12 protein-coding genes are annotated in these 14,907 nt (G+C 53.3%); 4 read left to right on the top strand and 8 right to left on the bottom strand.

Annotated features, from left to right (window positions below):
• Positions 1 to 4: 4 nt before the first annotated feature.
• From AC1MDE_RS00825 to AC1MDE_RS00810, 4 genes are all read right to left on the bottom strand, one after another.
• Entirely contained in the window at positions 5 to 1,255 is a 1,251-nt protein-coding gene (locus AC1MDE_RS00825; protein ID WP_058961359.1) for a sarcosine oxidase subunit beta family protein, read from the bottom strand.
• Between the two features lie 41 nt (positions 1,256 to 1,296).
• Complete coding sequence (gene glyA / locus AC1MDE_RS00820) at positions 1,297 to 2,598, bottom strand: serine hydroxymethyltransferase (RefSeq protein WP_058961358.1); 1,302 nt, start codon at positions 2,596 to 2,598, stop codon at positions 1,297 to 1,299.
• A gap of 293 nt (positions 2,599 to 2,891) precedes the next feature.
• Entirely contained in the window at positions 2,892 to 3,944 is a 1,053-nt protein-coding gene (locus tag AC1MDE_RS00815; protein WP_034824021.1) for a GlxA family transcriptional regulator, read from the bottom strand.
• An 18-nt stretch (positions 3,945 to 3,962) separates the two neighbouring features.
• Complete coding sequence (locus tag AC1MDE_RS00810; RefSeq protein WP_058961357.1) at positions 3,963 to 4,796, bottom strand: helix-turn-helix transcriptional regulator; 834 nt, start codon at positions 4,794 to 4,796, stop codon at positions 3,963 to 3,965.
• A gap of 104 nt (positions 4,797 to 4,900) precedes the next feature.
• On the opposite strand from AC1MDE_RS00810, the gene AC1MDE_RS00805 reads away from it, so the two are divergent.
• Together AC1MDE_RS00805 and AC1MDE_RS00800 are read left to right on the top strand one after the other, a co-directional pair.
• Entirely contained in the window at positions 4,901 to 5,641 is a 741-nt protein-coding gene (locus AC1MDE_RS00805) for an AzlC family ABC transporter permease (protein ID WP_058961356.1), read from the top strand.
• 1 nt (position 5,642) lies between these two features.
• Entirely contained in the window at positions 5,643 to 5,966 is a 324-nt protein-coding gene (locus AC1MDE_RS00800; RefSeq protein ID WP_058961355.1) for an AzlD domain-containing protein, read from the top strand.
• Between the two features lie 40 nt (positions 5,967 to 6,006).
• Here the strand turns inward: AC1MDE_RS00800 and AC1MDE_RS00795 are convergent, their stop codons facing one another.
• From AC1MDE_RS00795 to AC1MDE_RS00780, 4 genes are all read right to left on the bottom strand, one after another.
• Complete coding sequence (locus tag AC1MDE_RS00795; protein WP_479400147.1) at positions 6,007 to 7,065, bottom strand: acyltransferase family protein; 1,059 nt, start codon at positions 7,063 to 7,065, stop codon at positions 6,007 to 6,009.
• A 334-nt stretch (positions 7,066 to 7,399) separates the two neighbouring features.
• Positions 7,400 to 8,410, bottom strand: a complete 1,011-nt coding sequence (locus tag AC1MDE_RS00790) for an ABC transporter substrate-binding protein (RefSeq protein WP_479402016.1) — start codon at positions 8,408 to 8,410, stop codon at positions 7,400 to 7,402.
• An 8-nt stretch (positions 8,411 to 8,418) separates the two neighbouring features.
• Positions 8,419 to 10,533 carry a TonB-dependent receptor gene (locus AC1MDE_RS00785; protein ID WP_480344119.1) on the bottom strand — a complete coding sequence of 705 codons (2,115 nt, stop codon included), beginning with the start codon at positions 10,531 to 10,533 and terminating at the stop codon, positions 8,419 to 8,421.
• Positions 10,534 to 10,659: 126 nt separating this feature from the next.
• Positions 10,660 to 11,676, bottom strand: a complete 1,017-nt coding sequence (locus AC1MDE_RS00780; protein WP_480344118.1) for a LacI family DNA-binding transcriptional regulator — start codon at positions 11,674 to 11,676, stop codon at positions 10,660 to 10,662.
• Positions 11,677 to 11,930: 254 nt separating this feature from the next.
• On the opposite strand from AC1MDE_RS00780, the gene ascF reads away from it, so the two are divergent.
• Together ascF and AC1MDE_RS00770 are read left to right on the top strand one after the other, a co-directional pair.
• Positions 11,931 to 13,370, top strand: a complete 1,440-nt coding sequence (ascF, locus tag AC1MDE_RS00775; protein ID WP_480344117.1) for a PTS cellobiose/arbutin/salicin transporter subunit IIBC — start codon at positions 11,931 to 11,933, stop codon at positions 13,368 to 13,370.
• 16 nt (positions 13,371 to 13,386) lie between these two features.
• A complete protein-coding gene (locus AC1MDE_RS00770) occupies positions 13,387 to 14,820 on the top strand; it encodes a 6-phospho-beta-glucosidase (RefSeq protein WP_480344116.1) in 1,434 nt (477 codons plus the stop codon).
• The last annotated feature ends 87 nt before the right edge of the window (positions 14,821 to 14,907 follow it).

The raw sequence follows: 14,907 nt of genomic DNA, 5'->3' as shown, positions 1-14,907 counted from the left end.
ATAATCAGTGCGCAACGGCTGCAGCGCCGTGCTCATCCACCAGAGCACCGGTGTGGAAACGGTCAATAGAGAACGGTGCCGCCAGAGGATGCATCTCACGTTTAGCCAGACTGGCGGCAAACACATGCGCCGATCCCGGTGTCGCTTTGAAGCCGCCGGTGCCCCAGCCGCAGTTGAAGTAGAGGCCGTTCACCTTGGTTTTCGAGATGATCGGGCTGGCATCTGGCGTGGTATCTACAATGCCGCCCCACTGGCGGTTCATGCGCACGCGCGAGAAGGCCGGGAACATCTCAACAATCGCCTGCAGGGTGTGTTCGATAATCGGATAGCTGCCGCGCTGGCCGTAACCGGTGTAACCATCAATGCCCGCACCAATCACCAGATCGCCTTTATCGGACTGGCTGATGTAACCGTGTACGTGGTTCGACATGACGACCGTGTTCACCACCGGTTTGAGCGGTTCGGAGACCAGCGCCTGCAAAGGATGAGATTCCAGCGGCAGTTTGATACCGGCCATATTGGCCAGCACGCCCGAGTTACCCGCCACCACACAGCCCACCGTCTTCGCTTCGATATCACCGCGATTGGTGTGCACGCCGTAAATCTGGCCATCACGGATCATCATGCCGGTGACTTCGGTCTGTTGCAGGATATCCACGCCATGCGCATCTGCGCCGCGAGCAAAGCCCCACGCCACCGCATCATGGCGCGCCACACCGCCGCGCGGTTGCCAGGAAGCGCCCATGATCGGAAAACGTGCGCGAGCAGAGCAATCCAGCAGCGGTTCAAGATCCTGTACCCCGCGAGTATCCAGCACTTCACCGTCAATGCCATTCAGGCGGTTGGCGTTGACGCGGCGCTGGATATCACGCATGTCCTGCAGGGTGTGTCCAAGATTCAACACGCCACGCTGCGAGAACATCACGTTGTAGTTCAGCTCCTGTGTCAGCCCTTCCCACAATTTCACGGAATGCTCGAACAGTGCGGCAGCTTCATCCCACAGATAGTTCGAGCGCACGATGGTGGTATTACGCGCGGTGTTACCGCCGCCCAGCCAGCCTTTCTCGATCACTGCTACATTGCGGATACCAAACTCTTTTGCCAGGTAATAAGCCGTCCCTAAGCCATGCCCGCCCCCGCCGATGATGATCACGTCGTAGGACTTTTTCGGCGTGGGATTGCGCCACATGCGCTGCCAGTTTTCGTGATAACTCAGTCCGTGGCTAATCAGCCCGAAACCAGAAAAACGTTGCATACTCGTCTCCTAAAACTCCCGGCCTGAGCCGGGAAAAATGGTCAGGCAATGGCTTTTTTGGCGATAGCCTGCGGTGAATGTTCGCCATACACCGGATGTCTGGCACACAGCTCTGATACGTTGAAACGCACCCAGGCTTCGATGTTGTCGCTGTTCTGTTTCAGCGCCAGCACATCAAGGATGTCGCAAATCCAGCCCGCCAGGGTCTCGCACTCTTTCTCGCCAAAGCCGCGCGTGGTCACGGCTGGCGTGCCGATGCGTAAACCGGAGGTCACAAACGGGCTTTGCGGATCGTTGGGCACGGAATTTTTATTCACGGTGATATGCGCGCGGCCCAGGGCAGCATCGGCTTCTTTGCCGGTGATCTCCTGACCAATCAATGAGACCAGGAACAGATGGTTGTCAGTGCCGCCTGACACCACGTCGTAGCCGCGTTTGATGAACACTTTCGCCATGGTTTTGGCGTTATCGATCACCTTGGCCTGGTAGTGAATGAAGTCCTGCTCCATCGCTTCACGGAAGGCCATCGCTTTGGCAGCAATCACGTGCATCAACGGGCCGCCCTGCTGGCCAGGGAACACCGCGGAGTTGAGTTTTTTGTACAGCGCTTCATCACCGTTCGCTGAAAGAATCAGACCACCGCGCGGACCGCGCAGGGTTTTGTGCGTGGTGGTGGTCACCACATGTGCATGCGGTAACGGGTTGGGATAACAGCGCGCAGCGACCAGACCCGCCACGTGCGCCATATCCACCATCAGCCAGGCGCCAACGCTATCGGCGATTTCGCGGAAGCGTTTCCAGTCAACGATGCGCGAATAAGCGGAGAAACCGGCCACAATCAGTTTCGGATGGTGCTCCTTTGCCAGGCGCTCCACTTCCTGATAATCAATCTCACCGGTTTCAGCATTCAAACCGTATTGCACGGCGTTGTAGTGCTTACCGGAGACATTCGGTGCGGCGCCATGGGTTAAGTGACCGCCGTGCGCCAGGCTCATGCCGAGAATGGTGTCGCCGGGTTTGATCAACGCCATAAACACCGCGGCGTTCGCCTGAGCACCGGAATGGGGCTGCACGTTGGCGTAATCCGCACCAAACAGCAGGCAGGCACGTTCAATCGCTAAACGCTCGATGGTGTCGACATGTTCGCAGCCGCCGTAGTAACGTTTCCCCGGATAGCCTTCAGCATATTTGTTGGTGAGCTGGCTGCCCTGCAGCGACATGACCTGGGAGCTGGCATAATTTTCCGAGGCGATTAATTCGATGTGTGTTTCCTGTCGCACCAGCTCACCCACTACGGCGGCAAACAGTTGTGGATCGGCACTGTTCAAATCATTTGCATTCATTGCTACACCCTCATCAGGATTAGTGGCCAAATTCAGTACGTTTTCACACTACTGAATATCGCCGGGTGTAAGCTTGAACGTTTGCGACATTTAATATGACAAAATCGCGACAACCCTTATTTATCAATGATTTAATTTTTGAAGGTGATTTGTATTGTTTGAGGTGCATCACGATTGGATAAGAAAATGTGATGTCTGATTGGAAAGGCTTAAATCGGGCGGGCGGAAAAAATTAAGTAAATCAGTGGGTAATCATTTTATGCAGCAACAATGAAATAACGAGAGCGCTGAAATCAACGCCCTTCAATTGCACTATCAATATGAATAAAGAATGGATCGACATGCTGCTGATCGCGCAATGCGGCCTGCTTGCGTGCCAGGCTGGGAGGATAACCAAAGGCATCGCGGAAATGGCGGGAAAAATGCGCGGTATCGGAGAAGCCACAGCGCTCGCCAATTTCTGTCACTGTTTTCGCGCTGTACAGCAGTAGCCAAAGACCATAACGCAGTCGTAAGTCACGCGCGAAGCGTTGCGGACTGACACCCAGCTCATCTTTGAATTTACGCTCAATATTGCGCCGCGAGGTATTGAGGCGTTGCGCGAGTTGCTCAACCGAAATCACCTCGCCCATATGTTGGGAGATCACATCAACGGCACTACGCACCATGCGATCTTTTATTTTTTCGAAGATCACCGGTTGCGGCTGCGGATGATGCGTGGTGCGCGCTTCATCAATCAGCATGATATGCAGACTTTTTATCGCCCATGCGCGGCCCAGATGGCGTTCAATCAGATGCGCGGCAACATCCGCCGCCGCCACGCCACCGGCACAGGTAATCAGCTTGCCTTCATCGACAAAGATGCGATCGGCTACCGGGGTGATATCGGGAAAACGCCGCTGTAAATCGCCATGGTGATACCAGCTGACACAACACTCTTTTCCCTTCATCACGCCAGCCTGAATCAATGCAAAGACACCGGTACATAAACCGACCAATGGCGTGCCAAACTGCGCGGCGAGGCGAATATAATCCAGCGCGCGATGATCGGTTTTGTCCTTCTCATCCTGCACCCCGCCAATCACCACGATGTAGTCAAAATGTTCCGGGTTCTTTAGGGCTTCACAGGGCGAGATCACCGCGCCACAGCTTGAAGTGGCTTCACTGCCTGAGCTGGACATAAACGTCCAGCTACAGCGCAGCTGACGGCTGCGATCGCCTTCATCGGCGGCGAGACGCAGGCAGTCAACAAAAGCCGCAAACGGCAGCAGCGTAAAGCGGTTCAGCAGGACGAAACCGACCGACAGCGGCGTCGCCTGTTCATTGGGTTTGTTACGGGAAGTCATGGCAAGATCCTCGCTCCATCATTGCGATGCCGCCGCAAATGCACCCGGTGTAATGCCAAAATGGGCGCGGAATTTCTTGATGAAGTGGCTTTGGTCGAAGAAGCCCACTTCACTGGCGGTGTGTGCGGCATCGAAGCCCTGCGACAGCAGTCGTTTTGCGCGCATCAGACGAATCTGCGTGAGGTATTGATGTACCGATAAGCCGGTCAGCTTCTGGAAGGTGCGCATAAAATGGTATTCGCTTAGCCCGGCGACGGCGGCGATTTCACTGACCGCCAGCGGCTGATGGTAATCGCTGTGCAGATAATCGATCGCCTGCCGAATATCGGCGCGTAACGCATGCCGCTCACCGCCTTTTAACGTGCGTTCGCCGTGTTGACGGATTAACGTGCTCAGCACCTGAAACAGCGCACACTCTTTTTCCACTGCGTCCGGACTTTCTTGCATCACGGCGGAAGCCTGCAACATCTGCTGCGCCAGCAGCGGATCGTAACGCATCCCTTCCGCACCAAAATTGAGTTCACCTTTGCCGCCGATTTGTGACTCCGCAATCTCATTGACCAGTGCGGCAGAAGGATAAAACGCGCAGTAATCCCAGCCTTCCTCACGCTGGACCGCTTCACCGGTGTGCACTTCTCCCGGCAAAATCACCATCACCGTGCCAGCGGCGGCAATGCCCTGTTGACGGCAAATGCGGGTACGTTGTGCCCCTCGGGCAAACGCCGCGATCACGAATTCGTCGTGGAAGTGTGCCGGATAACTGTGCTCGTAGCAGCGTGCGCGCAGGATTTCCATGCCGCCGTGCATACCACGGTCACGCCACAATTTGATGTCATCACGTTTTTCCTGCATCACAAATCCTTCGCTGATGTACTCCGGGAGCAGGATTTTACTATAGCCTTGCGCATCGTGGCTTAAAATTGGTGCATCTGTTGAGAAGGTTTTGGAAAATTGTCATGTCGTTGAATAGTCACACCCTGCCGAAACACAGCGATCCACTGAGTTTTCGCGCGGGTTTTATCGCCTGTTTACCTACCGTGCCCGGTTACCTGAGCATCGGTTTTGCTGCGGGTGCCATTGGCACGCTGGCCGGTTTCTCCGTATTGCAAACCGCGCTGCTGGCGACGCTGCTCTACACCGGTTCGGCGCAGTTTTTATTTTATTCGCTATGGGCAGCAGGCGCGGAAATGACCTCGGTGGTGCTTAGCGTGATGCTGGTTAATCTGCGCTATTTGCTGATGAGTTCAGCGATTAGCGTGTTCTTCCGTGGCCAAAGTGGCTGGCAGAAAGTCGTCAGCGGCCTGCTGCTCACCGATGAGACCTTCGGCGTCGCGGTACAGCACGGCAGCCAGCACGGCAAAATCGCCTTTGCCTGGATGTTTGGTCTTAACCTGCCCGCCTGGCTGAACTGGGTTATTGCCTGTGTGATTGGCGCTTATGCCGCATCTGCCGTCCCTGAATCGCTGATGGCCGGATTGAGTTTTAGTCTGGTATCGATGTTTATCGGGCTGATTCTAATGACGTGGTTTGCCAGCCGACGCAAATGGCTGGAGACGCTGGCGATTGTGGTTGCGGTGCTGGTGACCTATTTTTCTGCGGGACATCTGGATCTCAGCGTAGTGGTGATCATCGCCGCCTCGATTGCCGCCAGTCTGGCCACGCTGCTGTTACGCATGAAATACAAGGAGGGGAAATAACATGGAGCGTAATGTCCTGTTGACCATTGTGGTTGCCGCGCTGATCACAGCGGTGATGCGCGTTGGCCCGATTCTGCTGCTTTCCCGCTTCCGACTCGCCCCGCTGGCGCAACAGTGGCTGAGCTTTATCCCGGCGGGCATTATGGCGGCCATTGTCACGGCCGAGTTGATGGAAAAGCCGGCGTTAACCGCTTCAGGTTTGAGTTTATCGTTACTGGCGGCGCTGATTGCGGCGATCACCGGCATCGTGACGCGCGGTTTGTTCGCCACCGTGCTGGCTGGCATGGTGGCGTATACTGCGCTGCGTTATGGGTTTGGTTTGTAACGTGAAACATCGGGTGCGGAATGAATTCCGCACCATGATATCAACCCGCCTCTGCTGCAGGTGTCCGTTTTCCCTTCAACATATTTCTCAACGCTGGTTCGAGATATTTAGTCATAAACCAGGCCAAATAATAGAGCCCTGCGGCGACCACAATCGGCATGAGCAGCATGACTGTTTCACTTTTGATCTGCACATTCATTTTTATCAGTATGGCAATCATGAGGTTTTCATGTATCAGATAGTAGGCGTAACTGGCAAAACCTATCGCAGTGAAAAATCGAACGGATAACAAACGTTCCAATTGTTTTGAATAAAAACTGGCAATAAAGAAAAGCATGACCAGCAGTAAGGGAATGACCGTTAGGGCGCCCGCATTTTTAACGTAGTAGCTGAAGTTAATGAGCATCGCGACAACCACAACCGCATAATGAAAGCCTTTGTCACGGCCATGCATTCTTTCATACACCAGGCAGCCGATCATAAACCACGCGTAGTGAATAAAACCAAACTTAGAAATAACATCAATGAAAATGGGATGACCTAAAGATTTTAACACCGAGGAGGCGGACAGCAGTAACATCGGCACCAGCAAGCCCGGCAGGCAATATTTCCGTCCCAGGGTAAAATAGATGGCACCAATAATCAGATAGAATACCGCTTCAACGTACAGCGACCAAAATGAGCCCGCCATCGATTTAAATTCAATACCGGTTATTTGTGCCAACGTTTCAGGATTGGTGAAGATCAGCCCAGGTAGCAGATTCCTGACATAGGGCGTCATAGCGGACCATTCCGGGAAAAAACCACCCACAGCATAGAGTAACAAGCTGGCAATCAGCATCGCCGGAAACAGTCGCAGCCAGCGTTTTTTCAGGAAGCTGATATAGCTCTCAGACTTATCCAGCGTCATAAATATGACAAAGCCGGAGATCATGAAAAACAACTCAACACCAAGCCAGCCGAAAGAAAAAACTGGAATATGTTGTGTGAGGTTTACATAGGGCAAGAGTTCTGGCCAACGTGCATAGGCGTGGTAACCAATCACCATTAAGATGGCAAGACCGCGCATTCCGTCAAGATGCTTGATGCGTGCGTGCATAATTCCCTCAGGAAAGATGTCCGGATGTGTAAATTCAACTTAGCACTGACAATTATTTACTCACAATAAGACTTATTCTGATTAAAACTTTTCTTAATCCACGTTTTTTAATGCTTCAAGGCATCAAGCATTAATTTCCACTGGACTTACCAATCCAGGATGGAGCAAATCCTAATCCTATTATTACCCGGCACTTAAGACCATTCACCTTCTTAAAAAACCTTTGACTGGATATTGAACAAACCCGTTTTAAGTAAAGCTTAAACGGGTTTGTTCATGATTCTCCAACAGTGGAGCTAATGAATTTAAAATGACATATTTAAAAAAGCCCGATTTATTCCGGTGGCAACGCCTGTAAAATTCGCTGCGCGTCATTCGCCGTCAGCGAGTAGTCATAAAATTGTTGATAAAACGCCTGCGTAGCACTCACTAAATCTAGTTGTGGGAACAACGCCGGATGCAACTGTTTTGCGGCCCATTGAATCTGTAACGCCACCTCGGTGCCATAACGATCCCACGGAAACACTCCTGCCGGATTCTGCCACACACGATGTTGCTGGACGGCTTTCACACTGGCAAACAACGTCTTAAAGTCGGAATCTGCCAGCGATCCGGCGCCCGCACCGATGATAATCACATCAGGATTCCAGCGAATCACGTCTTCAGGGGAGATGGGCTTCATATTGCCGACAATGCCTGCAGCGACATTTCGACCACCGGCGAGATTAATCCAGGTATCAATCAGCGTATCGCGCCCATCGACTTTCAATGGATGCAGCGACTGGATGTGCAACACCCGTGGTCGTTGTGCCTCACTTAAACCCGCCGTTTTCCCGCTGATGTCAGCAATGTGCTGATCAAGGTAGCGGTTATAAGCTTCTGCTCGCTTCGCCGCCTCGGGCGTACCCAGCACTTGCGCCGTCGTGATCAGTGAACGCTTCATCGAAGCAAAATCATCGAAGTTCATTGCCAGTACCGGAATACCTGCAAGTCGATACGATTCCGCATCAGGATCATTCGCTGGCACAAAGATAGCGTCAACATGGCGCACCACCAGTGCTTCACTGGCAAAGGTTTTCCCCTTCGCCTGCAGTGCCTGATTGAGGGATGGCTGAACCTTAAACATCCACGGACGATCGGCGGGATGATTCACCGTCGCCACGATGCGATCCCCCGCGCCCAACGTCATCAACAACGAGTGATGCGCAAACCAGGCGTCAGCAATATGCATCGCCGGTTGGCTGATTTCGACATGATGGCCAGTGTCATCGATCACCGTTTGGGCTGAAGCCAGTGTACTCACCATCAACATCGGTAATAACCGACGCCACATTTTGCTCATCATTCACTCCCTTAGAAGTTAAGTTGCATGGAGACCTGCACCATACGCGGCGCGCCGAGAGAAGCGCTGGCATAGCCTGCACCGCTGTAACCGTTCAGACCACCGGGCACGATATTGGTCCAGTAATGGCGGTTGGTCAGGTTCGTGACATCAAGTCGGAAGGTGGTGGCGGTATCAAACAGCCGGGTCTTGTAAGCTGCACCGGCATCCAGCGTGGTATAGCTGCCCACCCAACCGTCATTTTGATTGTCGGTAGTGCGACGACCAACATAGTGAATGCCGCCGTGAATATCGGTACCGCTGAACATCGGTAAATCGTAAGCGGCAAACAGGCTGGCGGTATAGCGAGGCAAGCCGACAATCTGTTTGTCATCGGTTTGTGTGCTGGCGGTGTCCAGCAGACGCGGATCTAACCAGGTCATGCCGCCAAACAGATGCAGACGATTGGTGAGGTCACCATCCGCCATCAATTCCAGCCCACGGTTACGCTGTTCGCCATCGATAGCGTAATCGCCGCTGGCGTGGGTGTAGGCAAACGGGCGTTTAATCTGGAACAGCGCGGCGGTCAGCAGCAGTTTATTAACCGCCAGCTTGCTGCCCACTTCCACCTGACGGCTACGATACGGCGCCAATATCGCACCGGCATTGTTGGCCGTGGCCGGTGCGGTGTCCCCTTGTTGCAGACTATCAGCATAAGTGACATAAAGCGTCATGGGATCAATCAGCTTATACACCAGGCTGGCGGAACCGCTGAATCCACTATTAGCAGAATCACTGCTGCGACTGCCCGTTTTGCTGTAGTTGGACGAACTCAGCAGGCTCTCACTGCCCGCCAGTAACAGGCTCCATTGCGGGGAAAACTGCAGATTATCGCTGAGCAGAAATGCATGCTGGCTGGCAGTGGCGGAATGATAGCGGTCGGTAAAATCAGGGTAGTCCGGTTCAGCGAAAGCCTGGGGATTATCCAGCGAAGCGCTGCCCAGGGTCGAGGAAGCACCGTTGCGGGGGTTGTAATTCTTCCAGACAAAACCGCGCAGCCCGGTTGAAATTTGATGATGAATCCAACCGGTATCCACTTCCCCATTTAAATTCGCCATGTAGCTATTAATCGTAAAGCGGCTGGCGGTGGCAGATGAAGTGGTGGCGGTGTAGTCGCCGTGGCTGTCGGTGAAGGTGTTGGTTACCGCCGTGGATTCGCGATCGGCAATCTGACGTAAAACGCCGATTTCACCCTGCCAGTTTCCGTCGAAGTCATGTTTGAGATGCAGGCCAGCAGTCAGCGTGTGATTATCATCACCCGCATAAGATTGCCCCAGGTGCGCCGTTTTCGGATTGGGCGCAGAGGGGAATGACAACCCCTTGCCAAGCGCAAATTTGCCCGGCAGGCCTTTGTCGTAGAAATGGTAATAGCTGAAGTTGGTTTCCAGCACCGTTTGATCGGTCAGATTCGCATCGAGTGCCAGGCTGAAAAGCTGACGGCGAACTTTGCTGCCTTTCACATAGCCATCGCCCTCATCATCAAGGAAATTAAGGCGATAACGCAGACGGTCGTTGCTATCCAGCGGCCCACTAAAATCACCGGCCAGCTGATGGCTTAACCCGGTCCCCGCGCCCACAGTAATGGAGTGCTGCGGTGTGTCACTGGCGCGTTTGTTCACGAAATTGAACAGACCTGCCGGATTGGCCGGACCATATAAGGATCCGGCGAGACCATTCAGCACCTCAATCTGATCAAACTGTTCAGCGGCGTAGTCGGTGGTCGATACCACATTCAGCCCATCGATCATGCTGTTCTGCACCACACTGCCCTGCATACCCCGCGTTTGCGGGCGTGCCCCATCCCCCTGCACCGATGGCATGTAACGATAAAGATCGCTGACGCTTTTCAACTGCTGGCGCTTCATAAACTCAGGTGACAGGGTTTGCACCGACCACGGCGTGTTGCGCACTTCCTGTTTACCGAGATTGCCCAGCGTGGCTTTTTTATCGGTTTCTGCAGGGGGTTGATTCGGCGAGGCAGTCACTGCAATGGTCGGTTGCTCGGATGTGGCATACAGCGGAACGGCGTACAATAACATGGCACTGGTGAAACCTGTTTTCACCAGGGTGATACGCTTGATAAACATGACATTTCCAGGATGACTGACGAAAGGATGCGCGCATTAAGCTAGCGCTATATTTTCGATTATATATCGATAAGATTCGCCAACCTCTTGTTTATCAGCGTTATATTACTGAACCGTCACTGTTTTTTAACAGGCGAAAGGTCCTGGGCCGACGGATTCTCGCATCATCACTTCACCCGAGAAGCGCTGGCGATTGCGCATTTCGCCCCCGTCGAGCATCGATATCAGCCTTGCAAGCGTTTCCTGAATCATCTCCGTCACCGGCATTTTCACGCTAGAGAGCGATGGAACGGTGAAGGGGGCCAGCGGAATATCATCAAATCCCAGCACGGAGACCTGAGCCGGAACCGCAATGTTGTGCGATGCCAACGCTTTTAACGCTCCTACCGCCATATCATCATTACTGGCCACCAGTGCGCTAAACGGACTGCCCTGGTTTAACAAGGTTTCTACCGCCGCTACGCCGTTTTGCGCCTGCCACTTCCCTTCAATAATCAACGCTTGCTGAACCGGAATCTGGTGTTTTGCCAGCGCCGATTGGTAGCCCGCCAGGCGCTCACGGCCGGTGGGCGAATCGAGCGACCCGGTAATAAAGGCAATGTCACGATGCCCCAGTTTGATTAACGCTTCAACGGCGTCGGCGCTGGTGCGTTGTTGATCGGCGTAAATACAGTAGCTGTCGTGTTGCCGCAGACGACGGTTGATCACCAGAATCGGATGCGAGTGCTGATCGATGATAGCGTCCATTTCTTCAATGGTGAGAAAGCGCGGATAGATGATGACGCCGTCACAGCGCAAATCGAGCAAAAATTGAATCGCAGCACGCTCCTCTTCCGCACTGTGTTTGCCATCCACCAATAGCAGTTGTCGCCCCTGCTGCTCCATCAGTCGGGCGGAATGCTGCATGAGCTCAGTAAAATAGCTGCCGGAATAGAGGGTGTTGGTGATCACCAGGCCAATAGTCTGGCTCGACTTGGTTGCCAGATTTCGCGCCAGTAAATTGGGGCGAAAGCCGGTTGCCGCGATGGCCTTAAACACCAATTCCCGCTTCTCTTCGCTGACATAACCGTTGCCGGACAGCACACGTGACACCGTGGCTTTAGATACGCCTGCGACCCTTGCCACCTCAACAATGGTTGCCATATTTCACTCTGATTTACGCTCGTATCGCTGAAGTTTACCTAAGTCGCGAATTATGCGGAGAATTTTTTCACCGTAATGTTTGCCCGCTCCTCACCTCCTTATAGATCACTATCACACTTTTAAACATCAAATTTTAAACTCCTTGCCTGGTAAGGATTTCATATTCATGATTTTGTGAAACCGGTTTCTCATGACTCGCAATAGATATGCGGGCAAACGTACCCCTACTCAAAAAAATCAGAGACCTACAATCCATGGCTAAAAATTATGCTGACGTTTCACGCGACATCGTGGCTTCGCTCGGCGGCTTGAACAATATCGAAGCCGTTACGCACTGCATGACGCGCCTGCGTTTCGTACTTCGCGACACTGCCCTGATCGATAACGCCACGCTGAAAGCGATTCCAGGCGTGATGGGCGTGGTACATACCGATACGCAATGCCAGGTGATCATTGGCAATAACGTTAATCTCGCGTATCAGGAAGTGCTTAAACTCGGCACACCGAATAGCGACAACAGCACCCCAGTGAAACGCAAAATCACCCTGCGTAGCATTGGCGCGGGCATTCTTGATGCGCTGGTGGGCACCATGTCGCCGCTGATCCCGGCGATCATCGGGGGATCGATGGTCAAGCTGCTGGCAATGGTGCTGGAGATGAGCGGTGCACTGGATAAAGGTTCGTCTACGCTGGTGATCCTGAATGTCATCGGTGACGGCGCCTTTTTCTTCCTGCCGGTAATGGTGGCGGCCTCGGCGGCACTGAAATTTAAAACCAATATGTCATTGGCGATTGCGATTGCCGGCGTACTGGTGCATCCCAACTTTATTGATTTGATGGCCAAAGCGGCACAAGGCCAGGCCGTGGAGTTCGCCTATATCCCGGTGACGGCGGTGAAATACACCTACACCGTCATCCCGGCGCTGGTGATGACCTGGATCCTGTCGCACATCGAATACTGGGTGGATCGCTTTACCCCTGCGGTCACCAAAAACTTCCTCAAACCGATGTTGATTGTGCTGATCGCCGCACCGATTGCCATTGTGCTGATTGGCCCACTCGGCATCTGGATTGGTAGCGGTATTTCAGCGCTGGTTTACACCATTCATGGCTATCTCGGCTGGTTATCCGTTGCGATCATGGGCGCGTTGTGGCCACTGCTGGTGATGACCGGCATGCACCGCGTGTTTACCCCGACCATCATCCAGACTATTGCGGAAACCGGCAAAGAAGGCATGGTAATGCCCTCTGAAATCGGCGCCAATCTGTCACTCGGCGGGTCATCGCTGGCCGTAGCCTTCAAAACCAAGAATCCGGAATTGCGTCAGACCGCTTTTGCCGCAGCGGCTTCAGCGATTGTGGCTGGGATCTCGGAACCCGCTCTCTATGGTGTTGCGGTGCGACTCAAACGACCACTGATCGCCAGCCTGATCAGCGGATTTATCTGTGGCGCGGTAGCCGGCATCGGCGGGCTCGCCAGTCACTCCATGGCCTCACCCGGCTTGTTCACCAGCGTACAATTCTTTGATCCGGCTAATCCGATGAGCATTGTATGGGTCGGCGGTGTGATGGTGTTGTCGGTGGTGCTTTCATTTGTTCTGACCCTGATTCTTGGCTTTGAAGATATTCCGGTGAGTGAAACAGCGCAGCCTAAACCGGTTGTGGATCCTGCTAAAGCCGTCAATGTGAATTGATTAACTGAGGTTTTTTATGTCTGAAGTGACATTTCCAGAGGGATTTTTATGGGGCGGCGCGTTAGCCGCTAATCAGTCGGAGGGGAGCTATCTGGCGGGCGGTAAAGGCTTAACCACGGTGGATATGATCCCGCAGGGCGAACACCGTATGCCGGTCAAACTCGGGCTGGAACCGCGCTTCACCTTGCGTGATGATGAATACTATCCGAGCCATGATGCCATCGATTTTTATCGTCGCTATAAAGATGACATCGCGTTGATGGCGGAAATGGGCTTCACGGTGTTTCGCACGTCCATTGCCTGGAGCCGCATCTACCCGAAAGGTGATGAGTTAACGCCAAATCCTGAAGGTATCGCTTTCTATCGCAGCCTGTTCGAAGAGTGCCAAAAATATGGCATCACGCCGCTGGTGACGTTATGCCATTTTGACGTACCGATGCATTTGGTTACCGAGTACGGTTCATGGCGCAACCGCAAGATGATTGAATTCTTCGCCCGCTATGCCCGCACCTGCTTTGAAGCTTTCAACGGGCTGGTGAAATATTGGCTGACGTTTAACGAGATCAACATTCTGCTGCACAGCCCGTTCTCTGGCGCTGGCCTGGTCTTCGGACCAAAGGATAATCGAGAGCAGGTTAAATACCAGGCGGCGCATCATGAACTGGTCGCCAGTGCGCTGGTGACGAAAATTGCACACGAGATTGACCCCGAAAATCAGGTCGGCTGCATGCTGGCGGGCGGCAATTTCTATCCGTGGTCATGTAACCCTGAAGATGTCTGGGCGGCGATGGAAAAAGATCGCGAGAACCTGTTCTTTATCGATGTGCAGGCGCGCGGTGCTTATCCTTCCTACGCAGCTCGCGTGTTCCGCGAGAAAGGCATTGAGATTGAGTGGCAGGACGGTGATGCAGAACTCCTGCGTCATACCGTGGATTTTGTCTCCTTCAGCTACTATGCGTCGCGCTGTGCCTCAGCCGATATGAACGAGAAAAACAGCAGTGCGGCGAACGTGGTGAAATCGCTGACCAATCCGCACATTCCCCGTAGCGCCTGGGGCTGGGGCATCGATCCCTTAGGCCTGCGCATAACCATGAACATGATGTACGACCGTTATCAAAAGCCGCTATTTTTGGTGGAAAACGGCCTGGGGGCGCGCGATGAAATCGATGCCAACGGCGAGATTCATGACGATTACCGTATCAGCTACCTGAAGCAGCACATCCAGGCAATGGGCGAAGCGATAGCCGATGGCATCCCGGTGATAGGTTACACCACCTGGGGATGCATTGATTTGGTCGCAGCCTCAACGGGCGAGATGAGTAAACGCTACGGCTTTGTTTACGTCGATCGTGATGATCAAGGCAATGGCTCACTGGCACGCACTCGCAAAAAATCTTTCTGGTGGTATAAAAAAGTGATTGCCAGCAATGGCCGCGATTTAAGTGAATAATCTTTGCGATTCACTGCCGGGCGATGTCAGTTCGCCCGGCATGTTTATATAAATACCGCATTAAATTCTCTATTAATGTTTGGATCT

The organism is Pantoea folii, from assembly GCF_056678875.1.
Note: the sequence above shows the minus strand (reverse complement) of the source record. Positions and strands in the feature narration are given on the sequence as shown.